We start from the raw sequence: 17,083 nt of genomic DNA, 5'->3' as shown, positions 1-17,083 counted from the left end.
CGGCGCTGCCGCGCTTGCGGTAGAGCGCCAGGACCTTCTCCGGCGGCCAGTCGAACTTGCCGAGGTTGGTGACCAGGAAGAAGGCATGCAGCAGCAGGTCATCGGGGCGTTCCTGCACCACCAGCACCACGCGACGCGGTGCCGACCAAGAGCCGGCTTGGTACTCCAGATCGTGGCACCACTCGCGAGGCTGCTCGGGTGGCCGGCCGGGTGGCCGCTTCAGGTGCGGTGCCGCCAGTTTCTGCAGGCCGGAGTGACTGCGCAGTCGGCCCAGGTACTCGATGTCGCACTCTTCCAGGGCCTCCAGCGTCGCGTTGTCGGTGAAACCGGCGTCGATGCGCACCCGAACCTGGGCGCCGGTGCTCTCGTTGAGTCGCCGCACCAGATGCGGGATCCAGGTGTCGGCGTTCTCGGCCGGGCCGGCGTTGCCCTCGCGCAGCAGGCCGCCCACCATGTCGCCGGTTTCTGCCAGCGAGGCGACCAGCGGTGAATAGATCCGCGCGCCGTACAGGCCATGATAGGCCGAGCCGCCCTGGTGGCCGTGGACCTCGATCGGCAGGCCGTCGATGTCCAGGGTCAGCTGCCTGGGCCGCTCCCCGTTCTTCAGCGAGGTCAGGCGCCAGAGCACCAGTCGCAGCAGGCCTTCGTGCACGACATCGATGTTGTCGTTGCGGCCAAGGCAGGTCAGCAGCCGCGACAGCGTGGCTTGAGACGGCCTGTCCTGCGCCAGGGGCATCGTCCCGCGCGCGTCGCTGCAGGCCAGCTGCCAAAGCCGGTCACGGCGCAGCGAGTCGGTATCGCTGAGATCGATCCAACCCATGGCACGCTGCAGCACCAGGGTACGCAGCTGACTGGCCAGTGAGTGGCGGACGCGTAGCGGATTGCGGAGGTCGACCAGATTGTCCTCGAGCGCCTCGATCACGCCGCTGTTGTCGAGGGCTTCACGCAGCAGCAAAGCGCCGCTGTCGCTGGTGGTGCGCTGGCCGCTCAACTCGACACGGACAGCGCCGTTGCACGAGGGCGTCCAGGTGGATAGGCTTTCACCCATAGCGGATGGCTCTCTTGGTTCAGATTCTTGGCGGAACACACTGAATTTTCAAGAGAATACCATCCGCTATCTTCGTTTTCGGGCCGGCCTCATGAATAAGCCGGGTCAATCTCAGGCTATGAGCGGGCAGGTCGGCATTCGCCAACCCATGGGTGCTGTAAGTGCCACCAACGCTTAGCGTGTCAGTAGGTAAACCCCCTGCAGGAAGTAGAACACCCCAATGCCGGTCACGATCCAGCGGGTCCAGGTGCGGAAGTTGGCGTCGGTCAGGCGGTGCAGAATTCGCGTGCCGGTTTGCGTACCTAGCATGGCAAACGGGGCGGCCAGTAGCACGATGCTCCACTCACCCACGCTGAGCGCAAGGGCGGCACCTAAGTAGAAGAGGATTTTGATGGAGTGGGCGACCACTTGAATCATGGCCTTGGTAGCGACGACTTGGCGGCGGTCCATCTGCGAGCGCACAAAGAAGATATCGATCAGCGGGCCGGAGACCCCGGCGGCAATCGTGAGGCCGCCAGAGGCGATGCCGCAGCAAAGCGCGTGGCTGGCGCGATGAGCGTCTAGCTGGAACCAGTGCCTGGGCGTCCAGACCAAAATCGGCAGCAGCCCGATCAATAAGGAAACGGTGGCCGCATTGGGCGTGTAGTTAAACAGCAGCAGAAGCCCTGCCGCGCTGAGTACTCCCAGCGCCATCAGTGCCACAATGCGCCACACGATAAAGCGCCGCGAAAGCCATGCCCGAGAGGCATTAGCCGTTAACTGAATCACCCCATGCACGGCCATGGCAGTACTGGCGGGGAATATCACCAGCAGGAACCACAGCAACACCAGCCCGCCCGCCATACCAAACACGCCGGAGAGCATGGAGGTAAAAAACACCACGCCGACAAAGGCGACGCCCATCAACAGTGTCATGAACGACCCCCTCAGCTACGACAGAACGGCCACACCTGATAGAACTTGCGGCACTGGAACTCTGCCTGGCAGCTGTTGAGCTGGGCCTGGTAGCGGTTAGAGAGGCTCGCCACTTGGCGGCCTGCGTTGAGCACCTGTGGTTTACTGCGATAGGTGCCCCGCTGATAGCCGCCTGCGCCCTCGTGGTAGGCGTAATAGAGGTGTTCAGGATTGTTGAGCGAGATGCCCGTTTGGGCGCGAGTGCGGGCGTTATACCAGCCAATGAAATCGGTGGCGTGCTTCATGTGCGTGCGCCGGGCAAACAGGCTGCCCGCTTGGTCTTCGTACTCACCCCATACCGGGTCTTGAGCTTGGGCGTAGCCTTTGGCGGACGACGGGCGCGGGCCGGGAATAAAGCCAAGGTAGTATTTGCGGTCTGGGCGTACGTGGCTACGAAACGAGGATTCCCGCTGAATGAACGCCATTTGGGTGGCGATGGGCGTTCCCCACTTCTCTTCAGACGCTTGCGCGTAGTCGTACCAGCTCGGCTGCTCGCGGAAAATCTCGCAGATATTGGTCTGATCCTCCGGTGGACTAGGCGCAAAGGTCGCGCACCCAGAGAGCAGCAGTAGGGTAGCGACGGCCAGCCAACCGCGGAGCGAAGCGGTAGAAGCAGCAGAGAAAGTAGAGACCCAAACGCTATCAACAGGGCGATGCATAGGACGGTCCTTGTGGATAAGTCATGTTAGTTTCGTGTTGTTTAGTGTACTGACCCAGTGCGCGACAAGCCACGCCCTGAACAGCGGGGCTTGTCGCGCACTGGGTCAGTCAAAACACATGACCATTTCAGACCATCCCTAGATTCTTTCTTTCAGCGCCTTGAGGAAGGCATCGATATTCTCATCGTGGCGCTTGTAGTAGGTCCAAGGGCCGATCCGCTGCGATGTCACCAATTGCGCGCGCTGTAGAGCTGCGAGATAAAGCGATGTCGTTGACTGCGAGAGGCCCGTGCGCTCTTGGATGATACTGACGCACACGCCTACCGTTTCTGGGTCGACCTCCTGCCCGGGAAAGGCTGTCCTGGGATCCTTGAGCCAATTGAGGATGGTAAGGCGCATCGGGTTCGCCAATGCTTTCAGGGCTTCGTTGACGTCAATAGTCATGAATTTTTTATACCTACTCTTCCGATATCTGGATATCTTCCTGCTTCACGCAGCAAATTGGAAGGCTTCACCATGATCTCCGCGCCCGCCCTTCGCAGTGATGGGCAGGCTTGGACTGGAATCCTATTGTCCTGTCAGGTAGGACTATCGGACACCTGTGCGCCGAATTGCGGGACGATATGTTCGCCAAGTTCCTCGATAACCTCTGCTGCGGGGCGTTTACCATACTTGAGGTTCAGGATGACGTGATCTACACCGATTTCCTGAAGTGTATCCAGCAAGGCCAGAAGATGGTTACGTCCCAGTCGGAATCCTAGATGGATAGGCGAGGGCGGCGTGGATGGGTGTTCGTCCAGGTCGATATACAGCGATTGCAAGAACGGCTTGTAGATAGTGCCACACTGTTTAGCCGTTTCCTGTCGCCAATCTTCCACGATCAGTCGCTGCATTTGTGGCGGACGTGGATAGTTGATCCATCCATGGCTTTCACGCGCGATCCAATCGAGCGACTGGCGGCTGTGTCCGGTTACGAATAGCGGTATTTCCCGAGTCGTAGGTTTGGGAACGAGATCGGCCCCCAGTAACTCGCCATGACTCCAGCGAATGGGCTCGAAGTGTGTTCGATGGGCTTGGCGTATCACATTGAGGTTTTCTTGAAAGGTCTCGCCACGCATTTCCGGATCAACGCTGAATGCGGGAAACTCCACGGGACGATCGCCAGAGGCTACTCCCAGGAGCAAACGACCTCCGCTCAACTGATCAATGCTCGCTGCAGCCTTTGCCGTGTGCAAGGGATTACGCAAAGTAAGGGCGATGGAGGCGGTGCCTAGTGCGATTTTTGTTGTATGGGCTGCCATGTAGCCCAGATACACCCAAGGGTCGAAAACCTGGCCGACATCACCGAAGCTTGGGTCCCTGAGCGGCACATCGCGAAACCAGAGCGCCGAAAAACCTAGTGCCTCTGCACGTTTGGCCAGCGCGACCTGATCCAGCATGCGCGGTGTGTCACCCTGGAAAGCCTCCAGGGGAAAGAACAGCCCAAGGCTTAGATGACCCTGCCTGAAGGTCCGTTTGAATCCCCTATGCTCTTGGTAAGGAATCGTACTCGGTTGGTACATGCTTAACTTCCTCGGTCAGCAAACGCTGTGCCACGCCCTGAGTTATGGGGCGTGGCTCTGAGCGCTTAGGGTTTGTAAGTCGGGTAGTCGGTGTAGCCCTTATCGGTACCGCCGTACATGCTGCTTGGATCAAGTGGGTTAAGCGGCCAGTCGTTGGCGATACGCGCGGGCAGGTCGGGGTTCGCAATGAAGGGGCGACCAAAAGCGATCAGGTCGGCCCAGCCAGCTTTTATCACGCGATTTGCTCGTTCAGCAGTGTACTTGCCGGCATAGATAATCTTGCCGCTGAAAGTCTTACGAACAGCTTCCCGGAACGTCTCAGGCAGCTCGGGTGCGTTTTCCCAGTCGGCTTCGGCGAGCGACAGGTAGGCAATGCCCACTTCCTCGAGGATCTTCACTGCCTCGATGTAGGTTTGATGAGGATCTTCTTCGACCAGACCAAGGTAGACGCGGTCTTCGTCTGTGGTCGCGAACAGCGGGGCGAAGCGAACGCCAACGCGCTCCTTGCCGACCACACCAGCAACGGCGAGTGTGATTTCTCGCAGGAAACGAAGACGATTCTGCAGCGAACCGCCATATTCATCATCACGCTGGTTGGTATGGGCCGAAATGAACTGGTTTACCAGGTACCCGTTCGCGCAGTGAAGCTCCACCCCGTCAAAACCTGCTTCCAGAGCATTTCGGGCTGCTTGGGCGTAGAGCTCAACCAGTTCCTTTACCTCCTCGGTGGACAGGGCTCGTGGGGTGGATGGGTCGGCCAGTGTACCCGTGCCGGGGCCGGTTTCGATGAACACTTTGACGTTGTCCGCGCGGATGGCTGATGGCGCGACGGGCGCTTCACCACCGGGTTGCAGCGATGTGTGCGACACGCGGCCCACATGCCAAAGTTGAGCAAAGATCACCCCCCCTTCGGCGTGAACAGCGTCGGTGACCTTACGCCAGCCTTGTATCTGTTCCGGGCTATGAATGCCGGGTGTCCAGGCATAACCCTGTCCTCGGGGTTCGATCTGTGTGCCCTCGGTCACCATGAAGCCAGCACCGCTGCGCTGACGGTAATAGGTGGCCATTAGGTCGTTCGCAATATTGCCGGGTTGGGAGCTGCGCGAACGCGTCAGTGGCGGCAGAACGATACGGTTCTTGAGGGTGTATGGGCCCAGCTGAGTGGTTTTAAAAAGTTCTGAGTGTGTCATTTCGTTTACCTGCATATCTAAAATAGTCGATGTTGGGGGTCAAAAACCATGGCCGACGAGGTCAGAAGAACCCGAGCGGAGCAGGTCACGGATCGCGTGTAGATTATTCGCGATATTCATATATGTCAATATGTGTATGTCACGGCCGGTTTCGCGAGCCCAGTTCACTTGTGAATTACTTCTCCAGCACTACTTGACTTAGTTGTGTAAGCCGTTGTTTCTTCACACTCATTCACAGCGATCATTTTTTGCACTTCTCGTTACATACCGCGCCACACGCGGCTCGCGGAAGGTTACCAAGCGCTCACCAACACTGTTATGCACAGCGCTCGGGGATAACTGTGGAAAGTGAAAATCTGTGGATAACTCTGTGCGCAACCGGTTTACAGGGTGGGGGCGAGCTGTGCGTGATCGTGAATGCGCAAATCACGTTTGAACCAAGCGACCTGAAGGGGGGCCTGAGCCATGAGCCGTAACGCCTGTTCGTCGCAATCTATTCGTGATGAACCGAAGACGTTACCATCAAGCCAGCGTTGGCGTAATCACTCTATCTACTCCCGATCAACAGGAGAGTCTCGATGTACATTGCCATGAACCGTTTTCGGATTGCCCCAGGCCGCGAAGAGGATTTTCTGGAGGTGTGGCGCAACCGCGATTCCCACCTGGAGGAAGTGCCGGGCTTCAAGGAGTTTCACATGCTGCAGGGCGAAAGCCAGGAAGAGTACACCGTGTTCATCTCCCACAGCGTGTGGGAATCCGAAGAGGCCTTCCGCGCCTGGACCAAGTCAGAGGCTTTCCGCAAGGCCCACGCCAATGCCAAATCGCCGGAAGGCATTTATCTCGGCCCGCCCAAATTCGAAGGCTATGAGGTCGTGCTGTAAGGCCCTTGACCCCAAGCCCCAGGGCGCCGTCAGGCAAGCGCCAGCCCCATCGCGAGCAGCAGGCTGTAAACCAGCGTGGAAAGCGCGGTTTTCTTGAGCATGCCCGTTAGCTGCTCGCCATCCTCGGTGCGGCTGAGCGTGCGCCCGGCGTCGTAGAGCGGCTTGGCCACCACCAGGCAGCTCCAGCCCACCCAGGGCACGGGCAGCCACAGCAGATACCCCAGCGTCAGCAGCAGGGCGGTGCCCAGTAGCGCCCAGTGGTAGAGAACGGCCCGCCGTTTGCCCAGCCTCACGGCCAGCGTCATCTTGCCGTGGCGGGCATCGCTGTGGATGTCGCGCACGTTGTTGACGTTGAGCACGGCGGTGGCCAGCAAGCCGCACACGGCGGCGGGCAGTATGGCCAGCCCGCTCAGGCTCTGGGTATGCAAGTAGAGGGTGCCCAGCACGCCCAGCAGCCCAAAAAACACGAATACCGCCACGTCCCCCAGCCCACGATAGCCATACGGCTTGCCGCCCAGCCCCACGGTGTAAGTGATGGCCGCCAGCAAGGACGCAGCCCCCAGCAGCACGAACACCAGCCAGCTGCGCAGGTCGCTGCCAAAAGCGACGAACAGCAGCGACAACCCCGCTATGGCCGCCGCTAGCCCGGTGAGCAGCATACCCCGGCGCATGGCGTCTGGGGTCAATAGCCCGCTGGCCACCGCCCGCACGGGGCCGGTGCGGCTAGCATCGTCCACCCCCGACTGGGCATCGCCATAATCGTTGGCCAGGTTGGAAAGCACCTGCAGCAGAATGGCCGTGAGCAGCGACAGCAGCAGCACCCCACCCTGAAAGCCACCCGCCTGCGCCGCCATGCCCGAACCCAGCAGGATCGAGGCGCAGGCCAACGGCAGGGTGCGTAGCCGTGCGGCGAGCAGCCAGGCATGGAGTGGGCGGTGTGGGGTGGTGTGTTCCATGGTGAGCATTCCTGTTGCAGTCGCTGAACTGGTCAGCGTGGCCGGTCGGTGTAGCCATCGGGTAGAGTAAACATTCGGCTCTGTATCATTAATGGCAAAACCACGACCTGGGTCAAAAAAGAGGTATCCGTCCTGACGCACACTGGGGGGCTTCCCCCTGACAGTGAACGTGGCAGGAGTCTACGCGATGATCGGCGAGTTTTTCAGACAAAACAAATATGCTGCCTTGGTTTGGCTACTGTTGAGGCTGTACCTGGGCATTACCTGGCTGACCCTGGGCATCGGCAAGATGACCGGTGGCTTCAATGCCGAAGGGTTTTTGCGCAACGCCGTGGCTAACCCGGTCATGCGCGAAGGCAGTATGGTCTACCCCAACTACGTGGCGTTTCTGGAGCATGTCGCGCTGCCGTATGTCGATGTGATCAACGTAATGATCCCGCTGGGAGAAGTGCTGGTGGGGCTGGGCCTGATCGTGGGCGTGTTGACTTGCTATGCCGCTTTCTTCGCCATTGTCATGAACATGTCGTTCTTGATGGCGGGTACGGTGTCCACCAACCCCTGGATGATCGCCCTGAGCTTTTTCCTGCTGGTGGCCGGTGCCAACGCCGGGCACTATGGTGGCGACCGCTGGGTGCTACCCTATATCAGGCATCGGTTATTAGGGAAGTAGTTTGCTATGCAGGTGATCCAGGCCGCGAAGGCGCTGGCAGCACAGCTGTCGGCGCTGGACCTTTTGGCATGCCGGGGTACGCAGAGCCTGAGCGTGCCCTGCGAGGTGGAGGATTTGGTGGGGTGGTTGAACGCACAGTGCGTGACGCCCCGCCTTTATTGGCAGCCGCGCGAGGCCTCGGCGGCGGGCTATGCCGTGCTGGGCGAGGCGCGGGCGTTTGACTCTCTGGTGGCGCTGCAGGTCGATATGCAGCGTCAGGCGCAGGGGCAGGCACAATCCCAGGCCCAAGCCCAGCCCCAGCCCGCCAGCGGCTCGCCCGACTATTTCGGCGGGGTGGCCTTCGATGCCCAGGCGGCGGGTTGGCCCGGGTTTGGTGACTGCCGCTTCATACTGCCCCGTGTGCTGCTCAAGCGTCAGCAGGGGCGGTGCACGCTTTCCGTGAACCTGCACTTCGATGACCGCCCGCCCGCCGAAGAGCTGGCCACTGCCCAGGCGTGTCTGGCGGCCATCGTCCCGGAACAGCCGCTGCCCCCGGTGGCCCATGGCAGCTACCAGCGGTGTGATACGCCCACTCGGCCGGAGTGGGCCCGCTGGGTGTCGCAGGTGACCCAGCCCGAACGGCTGCAGCAGCTTCCCAAAGTGGTGCTTTCCCGAGAAACCTGCCTGACCGCCGAGCGCGTGCCCAGCCCCTGGGCCTTGCTGGGGCGCTGGCAGGCCGAGGCGCGGCACTGCTTTCATTTCGGGGTGCAGTGGGCGCCCGGTACGGCGCTGATTGGCTGCTCCCCCGAACGGCTCTACCGCCGCCAGGGCCAGCAGCTGATCACGGAGGCACTGGCCGGTACGACCCGGCGGGGGCGTGACACGGCGCAGGATGAAGCGCTCGCCGGAGCGCTGCTGGCCGATAAAAAGAACGGCCTGGAAAACCAGTGCGTGTACCAGCAGCTGTTGACCCAGCTGGAGCCGCTGGCCCAGAGTCTGGAGATGGGCGAGGCCCACGTGGTGCGGCTGCGGTCCGTGCAGCATATTCGCCGCGAAATTCATGCCGAGCTGCACCCCTTCATCACCGACCAGCAGCTGCTCAGCGTGCTGCCGCCCACGCCCGCCGTCGGCGGCACGCCGCGGGCGGCGGCGCTGGCCAGAATCCGCGAGCTGGAGCGCCACGCCAGGGGCTGGTACGCCGGTGCCTTTGGCCGCGTGGGGCATGGCTCCAGCGAGCTGGCGGTGTCGATTCGCTGTGCCCATGTCAGCGATACGGCGATCCGCCTGTACGCGGGGGCGGGTATCGTGGCGGGGTCGCAGGCCGACGACGAGTGGCACGAGCTGGATGCCAAGATTGCCGATATTCTCTCGCTGCTGGGAATGGGATAAGCCGATGCATTACGCCACCTTTAACCACGTTTGGGCGTCGCTGCTGTTGGAAGAGCTGTACCGCTGGGGGTTGCGCGAGGTAGTCGTGGCGCCGGGCTCGCGCTCCACCCCGCTGACCATGGCGGCCAGCGAGCACGCCGGGCTGCGCTGCCATACTCACTTCGACGAGCGCGGGCTGGGGTTTATGGCGCTGGGCCTGGCCCGAGGCGCCCAGCAGCCGGTGGCGGTGATCACCACGTCCGGCACGGCGGTGGCCAACCTTTATCCGGCCGTGGTGGAAGCCGCGCTGCTGGGCGTGCCGCTGGTGATTCTGTCTGCCGACCGGCCCATCGAGCTGCTGGATAACGGCAGTAACCAGGCCATCGACCAGCGGGATATCTTCGCCCGCCACACGGTGGCGCACCACGACTTGCCGACCCCCAGCCGCGAGATTCCCGCCGCCTATTTGCTCAGCACGATCGACCAGACCATGGCGCAGCAGCATCGCCTGCCGGGCCCGGTGCACTTCAACTGCCGCTACCGCGAACCGCTCTACCCTTCCGGCCCGCCCATGGAGGCCAGCGACTACCTGGCGCCGCTTTCGCGCTGGCAGCACCGCGATGCCCCCTGGAGCGCCTGGCAAACCGCTCCTGCCGCCTTGCCGGTGGCATGGCCCGCCGCCTTCACCCGGCAGCGCGGGGTAATCGTGGTGGGGCGCATCGATGACCCCCAGCAGGCGGCCCCCATTGCGGCCCTGGCCGAGCAGCTGGGCTGGCCGCTGTTGGCCGACCTGCAAAGCCAGCTGCACGGCGACCCGCGCCACCTGGTGCACATGGACCTGGCCCTTCAGGACCCGCAGGTCAGCGCCGAGCTGGGCCGCGCCAACGTGCTGCTGCAGTTTGGCGGCAGGCTGATTTCCAAGCGCCTGACCCAGATGATTGCAAGCCACCCCTGGCAGCAGGCGTGGCTGGTCGACCCGTTACCCCAGCGCCTGGACCCGGACTTCACCCTTACCCAGCGGCTGGTGTGCACGCCCGCCGAGGCCATCGCCACGCTGCCCGCCGGGCCCGCCCAGCCCCCCTGGCATACCCTGGCGCGCCTTCAGCAGCGTACCCGCCAGGGCATCGAACGCTATACGGCGGAGTTTTCCGAGCTGGGGGTGTGTCATCAGGTGTCGCAACTGGCCAGAGGGGCGCTGTTCGTGGGCAACAGCCTGCCCGCCCGGCTGATGAACATGCTGGGCTCGACCCGTTCGACGCCGCTGCGGGTGATGGCCAATCGCGGGGCTTCGGGCATCGATGGGCTGCTGGCCTCTGCGTACGGGTTGGCCTGCACGACCGATGAACCCACCACGGTGATTCTGGGCGACACCAGCGCGCTTCACGACCTCAACAGCCTGGCGCTGCTGGCCAGGGCCAAAGCGCCGCTGGTCGTGGTGGTGCTGAATAACGATGGCGGCAGCATTTTCCACATGCTGCCGGTGCCGGACGAAGGCGACCTGCTGGAGCGCTACTATCGCCAACCCCACGGGCTCGCGTTCGAGCATGCGGCGCGCATGTTTCACCTGAACTATGCCGCACCGACCACGCTGGCGGCGTTTGGCGAGGCCTACACCCAGGCGCTGGAAGCCGGGGTGACGCTGATCGAGGTCACGGTGCCCCATCAGCAGGCCACCGATGCGCTGCAAGCCTTGGGCGCGTGGCTCCGGGAGGCAGCCCATGCATCCTGACCCTTCGCCGCCTTTTACGCTGGTAATGCTGCACGGCCTGCTGGGCGATAGGGACGATTGGCAGGCGCTTGGCGAGGCGCTGGAGCAAGCGCAGCCGGGCGTGCGCTGCCTGGCGCTGAACCTGCCGGGGCATGGGCAGCCCATCACGCCTGCAGTAGGCTCTTTTGCGGATTTTCATGACTGGCTCAGCGGCACGCTGGCCGAGGCGGGCGTGGGGCGTTATGGCCTGCTGGGCTACTCCCTGGGTGGCCGACTGGCGCTCTATCATGCCAGCCAACGGCCCGCCGGTCTGGAGGCGCTGTGGTTGGAGAGCGCGCACCCCGGGCTGGCCGCGCCAGAGCGGGAAGCGCGCCGCGCCCACGATGAGCACTGGGCGCAGCGTTTTGAGCAGTCGCCGCTGGCCGACGTGCTGACAGCATGGTACCAGCAGCCGGTGTTTGCCGATTTGACGGCCTCACAGCGCCAGCGTCAGATTCAGCGCCGGTTGGCCAACCATGGCCCCGCCGTGGCGCACATGCTGCGGGCCACCTCGCTGGGTCGGCAGCCCTCTCTCTGGCAGTGGCTGGCCGAGACCGACCTGCCAGTGGGCTATTTCTCCGGCCTGCGGGACCATAAGTTCAACACCCTGGCCAATCGCCTGACGCAGCACGCGCCGCGCCTGCGCCACTGGGCGCTGCCGGGCGGCCATAACCTGCATGTGGAACACCCCAAGGCCATGGTAGGGCACTTGTCACAGCAACTGGCACAGCACTTGGCACAGACGCTGCCGCGCTGAGGCGCGGCAAGCGCATGGTGCACTGAGTCAGTACGTGGCTCACTGAATCAGCAGTAGCCAGGGCAGACCAATGGCCAGCCAGGCCACCAGGAACAGCAGCCCGAAGATGGCCCCCAGGCGCCAGTACAGCGCGCTGGGCAAGTAGCCGCTGCCGTAATACACCGGGCTGGGGCCGGTGCCATAAGGGGTCAGGATGCCCATGAAGCCCAGGGTGGGCAGCAACAGCAGAATGAACAGCTGCATGTCCAGCCCTGCAATGCCTGACGCCGCCGCCAGCATGACCGGCAGCAGGGCAGTCACGTGGGCGGTGATGCTGGCGAAGAAGTAGTGCAGAACATAGAAGATGACCACCAGGGCGACCATGGCCAGCAGCGGGTCGAAGTGGCTGATCTGCCCACCTACCAGGTTACCGAACCAGCCCACGAAGCCCACCTGGCTCAAGCCACCCGCCAGAGCCACCAGGGTGGCAAACCACACGAAGGTGTTCCAGGCGGCGCGGTTGTCGAGAATGTCGTTCCAGCTCACCATGCCGGTCAGCAGCATGCCGCAGATGACCACCAGCCCCACCAGCGACGCCGATACCCGGTCGCCAGCGAAGATCCATAGCAGCAGCGCGGTGACCACCATGATAACCAGCACGATTTCGTGGCGGGTCAGTGGGCCCAGGTTCTGCAGCTCCCCTTTCGCCCAGTCGGAGATCTCATGCCCGGCCTTTACCTCCGGGGCGCACAGCCAGTAGCACAGCAGCGGCACCAACAGCAGCAGAAGGACCCCCACCGGCACCACCGCCATGAACCACTGCCCCCAACTGATATGGATGCCCGTGGCGCTTTCGGTGAGCGCGATGGCCAGCAGGTTCGGCGCCAAGGCGGTGAGAAACATCGAGCTGGTCACGCAGGTGGCCGCAATGGCGGTCCACATCAGGAAGCTGCCCATACGCTTCATGCTGGGGTCATTGGGGTGCGAGTCGTACAGCGGCGGCAGGTTACGAATGACCGGATAGATGGTGCCTGCGCTGCGCGCCGTATTGGAGGGTGTGAAAGGGGCCAGAATGCCATCGGCGATCATCACCGCGTAGCCCAGGGTCAGCGTGCGCTTGCCCATGGCGTGCACCAGCCACAGCGAGATCCGCCGCCCCAGCCCGGTCTTTTCATACCCCAGGGCAAACATGAAGGCACCGAAAATCAGCCAGACGGTAGCGTTGGTGAACCCCGAGACCGCCCAGGCGAAGGCCTGGTTGGTGGCGTTGAAGCCGTCGTTGGCCAGCTGCTCCGGGGAGAACAGCACCCAGCGGGAAAGCAGCGCTACCAAGGTGACGCCGACCAGCCCGATGACCGCGCCGGGCAGGGGTTCCAGAATCAGGCCGACCACGCAGCCTAAAAAGATGGCAAAGAAGTACCAGGCATGGGGCGGTAGCCCGGCCGGGGTAGGCAGCAGGGCGATCACCAGCGTGGTGGCCAGTGGCGCGAGCAGCGGCCAGCGAGAGCGGAGCGAAGCGCTAAGGTTCATGGCGACCTCTCGATAAGTTATCGGCAAGCCGTAGCGCCTTGCCTGAGTGAGCACAGCAGAGATAAGGTTCAGCGTGGTGTTTCACGGGTGTCAGGGAAAGCATAGGCAAGGCAAGTCGCGGTTTATTTGATCTATATCAATCATGCTTTAGATCAACGCCGAAGGCCTGTCGGGCTGTGATAACGTCGCTTCATCAGCAGGGCGGCAGGCCGTGCGCAGGCCGGAATCGCGTCATGAGAAGTACGTCATGAGTAGTGCAGCCGCACAAGGGGGTGCCATGCAGCAGCAGGATGTGGATATCGTCATCGTCGGCGGTGGGGGCGCGGGCCTGCGGGCCGCCATCGCGGCCGCCGAGCAGGCCAAACAGAGCGGTCACGCGCAGCGCATTGCGCTGGTGTCCAAGGTGTATCCCATGCGTTCCCACACGGTGGCGGCCGAAGGGGGCGCGGCGGCGGTGACCAGTGACGAGGACTCGTTTCAGGCGCACTTCGACGACACGGTTTCCGGGGGTGACTGGCTGGTGGAGCAGGGCGTGGTGGACTACTTCGTGCGCCACGCCTACCAGGAGCTGGTGCAGATGGAGCGCTGGGGCTGCCCCTGGAGCCGCCAGCCCGATGGCCGCATACAGGTGCGCCGCTTTGGTGGTATGAAAACCGCGCGCACCTGGTTTGCTGCCGACAAGACCGGCTTCCATATGCTGCACACGCTGTTTCAGACCTCGCTGAAATACCCCGAGATCGAACGCTTCGACGAGTACTTCGTACTGGACCTGGCCGTGCACGAAGGGGCCGTGGTGGGCGTCATTGCTCTGCAGGTCGCCACGGGTGAGCTGCTGCTGTTGCGTGCCAAGGCGGTGGTGCTGGCCACCGGCGGGGCGGGGCGGCTATTCCGCTTCAATACCAATGCGGGCATCGTCACCGGTGACGGCATGGCCATGGCCTACCGCCACGGCGTGGCGCTGCGCGACATGGAGTTCGTGCAGTACCACCCCACCGGCCTGCCCGGCTCGGGCATCCTGATCACCGAAGCGTGCCGGGGGGAGGGCGGTATTCTGCTCAACAAGGAGGGTTACCGCTACCTGCAGGACTACGGCCTGGGGCCGGAAACACCCCTGGGCAAGCCGGAAAACAAGTACATGGAGCTGGGGCCTCGGGACAAGCTCTCCCAGGCGTTCTGGCAGGAGCAGCAGGCCGGACGCACCGGCAAGTTTGGCGACAGCGACGTGGTCTATCTCGACCTTCGCCACCTGGGTGCCGACTATCTACATGAGCGCCTGCCGTTCATCTGCGAGCTGGCCAAATCTTATATCAATGTCGACCCCGTCAAGGAGCCGATCCCGATTCGGCCTGCGGTGCACTACACTATGGGCGGCATCGAAACCGATCCCCAGTGCGAAACCACCATCGCGGGGCTGTACGCCGCCGGGGAGTGTGCCTCGGTAGGCCTGCATGGGGCCAACCGGCTGGGCTCCAACTCGCTGACCGAGCTGCTGGTCTTTGGCCGCTTGGCCGGGGAGCAGGCCAGCCAGCGGGCTGCCCGCACCGACTGGGTGGCGCTGCCGGTCTTGCAGGCGCAGGCCCAGCGGCAGCAGGCGCGGTTGGCCACGCTCTGCGATGGCCAGGGCAGCGGTGAATCCTGGGTGACGCTCAAGCACGCCATGGTGCAGGCCATGGAGAGCGGCTGCGGCATTTACCGCACCGAAGCAGGCATGCAGCAGGCGTTGGACACCCTTCGCCAGCTGCGCCAGCGCTATGCCCAGGTGCGGGTCAGTGACACCAGCAAGATCTTCAATACCGAGCTGCTGGAGTGCCTGGAGTTTGGCTACGGGCTGGAGATCGCCGAGGCGTCGTGCCTGGCCGCGTTGGAGCGTCGCGAATCCCGGGGTGCCCACCAGCGTCTGGACGAGGGCCTGCAGGCCCGCGACGACGTAGGCTATCTCAAGCATAGCCAGGTGTTTTACCAGGGTGATGCGCCCGCCGAGCTGCGCTGGCAGGCGGTGGATACCCGCTTTTCGGCCCCGGCCGCGCGGGTTTACGGGGATGCGGCCAAGGGAGGCAAGGCATGAACAAGCACATCAGTATCAAGCGTTACCTGCCCGACAGCGCAGCGGAACCCTACTGGCAAACCTACGACGTTGCGGTGGAGGACAGCACCTCGCTTCTCGACGCGTTGAACCATATCAAGGAGCAGCAGGACAGCACGCTGAGCTACCGCTGGTCTTGCCGAATGGCGATTTGTGGCTCCTGCGGCGTCATGGTCAACGGCATTCCCAAGCTGGGCTGTAAAACCTTCCTACGCGACTACCCTGACGAGATTCGTATCGAACCGCTGGCGCACTTCCCCGTGCAGCGGGACCTGGTCGTGGATATGGCGCTGTTCCTGGAGCACCTGGCGGCGGTGAAGCCCTACCTGATCGAACAGGATCCGGTACAGACCTTCGACCCCGGCCAGGCGCAGCCCCACACACAAACGCCTGAACAGCTGGCGCGCTATCGGCAGTTTGCCAACTGCATCAACTGTGGCCTGTGCTATTCGGCGTGCCCGCAGTTTGGTTTGAACCCGGAGTTTCTGGGGCCTGCGGCGCTGACCCTGGCGCACCGTTACAACCTGGACAGCCGGGATCAGGGCAAACGCCAGCGCATGGCGCAGCTCAACCGCCATGATGGTGTCTGGAGCTGTACCTTCGTGGGCTTCTGCTCGCAGGTATGCCCCAAGCACGTCGACCCGGCCGCTGCGGTCAATCAGGGCAAGGTCGAGGCCGCCAAACATACGCTGATCGCGCTGTTCAAGGGGTAGGGGTAACCAAGCCGCGTTGCCGTGCGGCAGGTTTCCGCGAGGGCGCTGTGAACCCATCCATGGGCGCTACTTTCGCCATCCTTGGCGAAAGACCCTCGCTACAACCTGCCCCACTCAACGGTATCGAATATCCGTCACTAACTGAGATAGCTCAGTTAGAAAAGGTGTAGGAGATTGGATATGGAAAAATCATCATCACAACGACTGCCGCCCTTGAAGCGCAACTGGTGGCTGAAGCACGGTTTCTTCAAGCGCTATATGCTGCGCGAAGCCACGGTGGTGCCGCTGGTGTTTTTCATTCTCTGCCTGTTGGCAGGGGTGTTCGCGCTGTTGCAGGGCCCGGCGAGCTGGCAAGGCTGGGTGGCCTTCATGGGCTCGCCGCTGGTGCTATTGCTGAACGCGCTGGCGCTGGTGGCCAGCCTCTATCACGCGGCCACCTTCTTCGTGCTGTTTCCTCGGGTCATGCCGCTGCGCGTGGCGGGGCACAGCGTGCCCGCTGGTGCCATCGTTGCTGGCCAGTGGGCGGGGGTCGTGGCAGTGGCGGTCGTGTTGTTCTGGCTCTTGGGGAGGGGCGGCGCATGAAAACCTCACATCAAAAAGCACCCTTGGGTCAGCCTCGGCAAGCCTATGACGAACCCCTGTGGTGGGGGCTGTTCAGTGCCGGGGGCGTCTGTTTTGCCGTGGTCTTGCCTGCGGTGATTCTGTTCATCGGGCTGTTGCTGCCGCTGGGCCTGCTGCCCGCCGAGGCGCTTGGCCACGAGCGGGCCTCCCGCCTGCTGTTCAGCCTGCCCGGCGTGCTGTTCATCGGCGCCGCCGTGTGCTTGCCGCTGTTTCATGCCGCCCACCGGCTGCGCCATGGCCTATTCGACCTGAGCCTGGGCCAGGACACCCGCAACAAATGGCTGATGTACGGCCTGGCGGCCCTGCTGAGCCTGTTGGCGCTGGCTCTGGTGGTCGTGGGCTGGCTGCGCTGAGGCCCGCCCGCGAACACGTCCGCATCAAAAAGA

General features: G+C 63.0%; 17 protein-coding genes. 9 read left to right on the top strand and 8 right to left on the bottom strand.

Features of this window, described 5'->3' with window-relative positions:
* The 6 genes from L1249_RS14540 to L1249_RS14515 all read right to left on the bottom strand — a co-directional run.
* Positions 1-1,048 (bottom strand): IS1380 family transposase (locus L1249_RS14540; RefSeq protein ID WP_268825207.1); only part of this gene is annotated, 1,048 nt, incomplete at its 3' end.
* A 174-nt stretch (positions 1,049-1,222) separates the two neighbouring features.
* Entirely contained in the window at positions 1,223-1,963 is a 741-nt protein-coding gene (locus L1249_RS14535; protein ID WP_172416594.1) for a sulfite exporter TauE/SafE family protein, read from the bottom strand.
* 11 nt (positions 1,964-1,974) lie between these two features.
* Positions 1,975-2,661 (bottom strand): transglycosylase SLT domain-containing protein, encoded by a 687-nt coding sequence (locus L1249_RS14530; protein ID WP_170968086.1) that lies wholly within the window; start codon positions 2,659-2,661, stop codon positions 1,975-1,977.
* A 138-nt stretch (positions 2,662-2,799) separates the two neighbouring features.
* The gene (locus L1249_RS14525) at positions 2,800-3,105 is read right to left on the bottom strand and encodes an ArsR/SmtB family transcription factor (protein ID WP_228168910.1); all 306 of its coding nucleotides are present in this window, start codon (positions 3,103-3,105) and stop codon (positions 2,800-2,802) included.
* A gap of 134 nt (positions 3,106-3,239) precedes the next feature.
* Positions 3,240-4,223 carry an LLM class oxidoreductase gene (locus tag L1249_RS14520; protein ID WP_228168911.1) on the bottom strand — a complete coding sequence of 328 codons (984 nt, stop codon included), beginning with the start codon at positions 4,221-4,223 and terminating at the stop codon, positions 3,240-3,242.
* 65 nt (positions 4,224-4,288) lie between these two features.
* Positions 4,289-5,413 (bottom strand): alkene reductase, encoded by a 1,125-nt coding sequence (locus L1249_RS14515; RefSeq protein WP_228168912.1) that lies wholly within the window; start codon positions 5,411-5,413, stop codon positions 4,289-4,291.
* Between the two features lie 578 nt (positions 5,414-5,991).
* Between L1249_RS14515 and L1249_RS14510 the strand changes: the two genes are divergently transcribed.
* On the top strand, positions 5,992-6,294 hold the full coding sequence (locus L1249_RS14510) for an antibiotic biosynthesis monooxygenase family protein (protein WP_058578108.1): 303 nt from the start codon (positions 5,992-5,994) through the stop codon (positions 6,292-6,294).
* 29 nt (positions 6,295-6,323) lie between these two features.
* Here L1249_RS14510 and menA read toward each other — a convergent pair whose 3' ends face one another.
* Entirely contained in the window at positions 6,324-7,250 is a 927-nt protein-coding gene (gene menA, locus L1249_RS14505; RefSeq protein ID WP_058578109.1) for a 1,4-dihydroxy-2-naphthoate octaprenyltransferase, read from the bottom strand.
* Between the two features lie 187 nt (positions 7,251-7,437).
* On the opposite strand from menA, the gene L1249_RS14500 reads away from it, so the two are divergent.
* The 4 genes from L1249_RS14500 (at position 7,438) to menH (ending at position 11,771) form a co-directional block, all read left to right on the top strand.
* Complete coding sequence (locus L1249_RS14500) at positions 7,438-7,920, top strand: DoxX family membrane protein (protein WP_058578110.1); 483 nt, start codon at positions 7,438-7,440, stop codon at positions 7,918-7,920.
* 117 nt (positions 7,921-8,037) lie between these two features.
* Positions 8,038-9,288 (top strand): isochorismate synthase, encoded by a 1,251-nt coding sequence (locus L1249_RS14495; RefSeq protein ID WP_228168913.1) that lies wholly within the window; start codon positions 8,038-8,040, stop codon positions 9,286-9,288.
* Between the two features lie 4 nt (positions 9,289-9,292).
* Positions 9,293-10,996, top strand: a complete 1,704-nt coding sequence (menD, locus tag L1249_RS14490; protein ID WP_058578112.1) for a 2-succinyl-5-enolpyruvyl-6-hydroxy-3-cyclohexene-1-carboxylic-acid synthase — start codon at positions 9,293-9,295, stop codon at positions 10,994-10,996.
* On the top strand, positions 10,986-11,771 hold the full coding sequence (gene menH / locus L1249_RS14485; protein ID WP_235253668.1) for a 2-succinyl-6-hydroxy-2,4-cyclohexadiene-1-carboxylate synthase: 786 nt from the start codon (positions 10,986-10,988) through the stop codon (positions 11,769-11,771). Before menD ends, menH begins: the two co-directional genes overlap by 11 nt.
* A gap of 39 nt (positions 11,772-11,810) precedes the next feature.
* On the opposite strand, the gene L1249_RS14480 is transcribed toward menH, so the two are convergent.
* Positions 11,811-13,280, bottom strand: coding sequence for an anion permease (locus L1249_RS14480; protein ID WP_228168914.1), 1,470 nt, complete (start codon positions 13,278-13,280; stop codon positions 11,811-11,813).
* A gap of 277 nt (positions 13,281-13,557) precedes the next feature.
* On the opposite strand from L1249_RS14480, the gene frdA reads away from it, so the two are divergent.
* The 4 genes from frdA to frdD all read left to right on the top strand — a co-directional run bounded on the left by frdA (position 13,558) and on the right by frdD (position 17,050).
* Entirely contained in the window at positions 13,558-15,345 is a 1,788-nt protein-coding gene (gene frdA / locus L1249_RS14475; RefSeq protein WP_235253670.1) for a fumarate reductase (quinol) flavoprotein subunit, read from the top strand.
* Positions 15,342-16,076: a succinate dehydrogenase/fumarate reductase iron-sulfur subunit gene (locus L1249_RS14470; protein ID WP_039175104.1), complete on the top strand. Its 735-nt coding sequence runs from the start codon at positions 15,342-15,344 to the stop codon at positions 16,074-16,076. The genes frdA and L1249_RS14470 overlap by 4 nt, the downstream gene beginning before the upstream one ends.
* A 180-nt stretch (positions 16,077-16,256) precedes the next feature.
* On the top strand, positions 16,257-16,658 hold the full coding sequence (locus L1249_RS14465) for a fumarate reductase (RefSeq protein ID WP_058578116.1): 402 nt from the start codon (positions 16,257-16,259) through the stop codon (positions 16,656-16,658).
* Positions 16,655-17,050: a fumarate reductase subunit FrdD gene (frdD, locus tag L1249_RS14460; RefSeq protein WP_153842996.1), complete on the top strand. Its 396-nt coding sequence runs from the start codon at positions 16,655-16,657 to the stop codon at positions 17,048-17,050. The genes L1249_RS14465 and frdD overlap by 4 nt, the downstream gene beginning before the upstream one ends.
* Positions 17,051-17,083: the final 33 nt, after the last annotated feature.

Source organism: Halomonas sp. Cn5-12 (genome assembly GCF_021532545.1).
In the GTDB taxonomy this organism is placed as follows: Bacteria; Pseudomonadota; Gammaproteobacteria; order Pseudomonadales; family Halomonadaceae; genus Vreelandella; species Vreelandella aquamarina.
This window is presented reverse-complemented; position numbering and strand designations above follow the sequence as displayed.

Excerpts from the sequence above, each read along its gene's own strand:
- L1249_RS14535 (WP_172416594.1), bottom strand. The coding sequence starts at position 1,963 with ATGACACTGTTGATGGGCGTCGCCTTTGTCGGCGTGGTGTTTTTTACC.
- L1249_RS14530 (WP_170968086.1), bottom strand. The coding sequence starts at position 2,661 with ATGCATCGCCCTGTTGATAGCGTTTGGGTCTCTACTTTCTCTGCTGCT.
- L1249_RS14525 (WP_228168910.1), bottom strand. The coding sequence starts at position 3,105 with ATGACTATTGACGTCAACGAAGCCCTGAAAGCATTGGCGAACCCGATG.
- L1249_RS14520 (WP_228168911.1), bottom strand. The coding sequence starts at position 4,223 with ATGTACCAACCGAGTACGATTCCTTACCAAGAGCATAGGGGATTCAAA.
- L1249_RS14515 (WP_228168912.1), bottom strand. The coding sequence starts at position 5,413 with ATGACACACTCAGAACTTTTTAAAACCACTCAGCTGGGCCCATACACC.
- L1249_RS14510 (WP_058578108.1), top strand. The coding sequence starts at position 5,992 with ATGTACATTGCCATGAACCGTTTTCGGATTGCCCCAGGCCGCGAAGAG.
- menA (WP_058578109.1), bottom strand. The coding sequence starts at position 7,250 with ATGGAACACACCACCCCACACCGCCCACTCCATGCCTGGCTGCTCGCC.
- L1249_RS14500 (WP_058578110.1), top strand. The coding sequence starts at position 7,438 with ATGATCGGCGAGTTTTTCAGACAAAACAAATATGCTGCCTTGGTTTGG.
- menD (WP_058578112.1), top strand. The coding sequence starts at position 9,293 with ATGCATTACGCCACCTTTAACCACGTTTGGGCGTCGCTGCTGTTGGAA.
- menH (WP_235253668.1), top strand. The coding sequence starts at position 10,986 with ATGCATCCTGACCCTTCGCCGCCTTTTACGCTGGTAATGCTGCACGGC.
- L1249_RS14480 (WP_228168914.1), bottom strand. The coding sequence starts at position 13,280 with ATGAACCTTAGCGCTTCGCTCCGCTCTCGCTGGCCGCTGCTCGCGCCA.
- frdA (WP_235253670.1), top strand. The coding sequence starts at position 13,558 with ATGCAGCAGCAGGATGTGGATATCGTCATCGTCGGCGGTGGGGGCGCG.
- L1249_RS14470 (WP_039175104.1), top strand. The coding sequence starts at position 15,342 with ATGAACAAGCACATCAGTATCAAGCGTTACCTGCCCGACAGCGCAGCG.
- L1249_RS14465 (WP_058578116.1), top strand. The coding sequence starts at position 16,257 with ATGGAAAAATCATCATCACAACGACTGCCGCCCTTGAAGCGCAACTGG.
- frdD (WP_153842996.1), top strand. The coding sequence starts at position 16,655 with ATGAAAACCTCACATCAAAAAGCACCCTTGGGTCAGCCTCGGCAAGCC.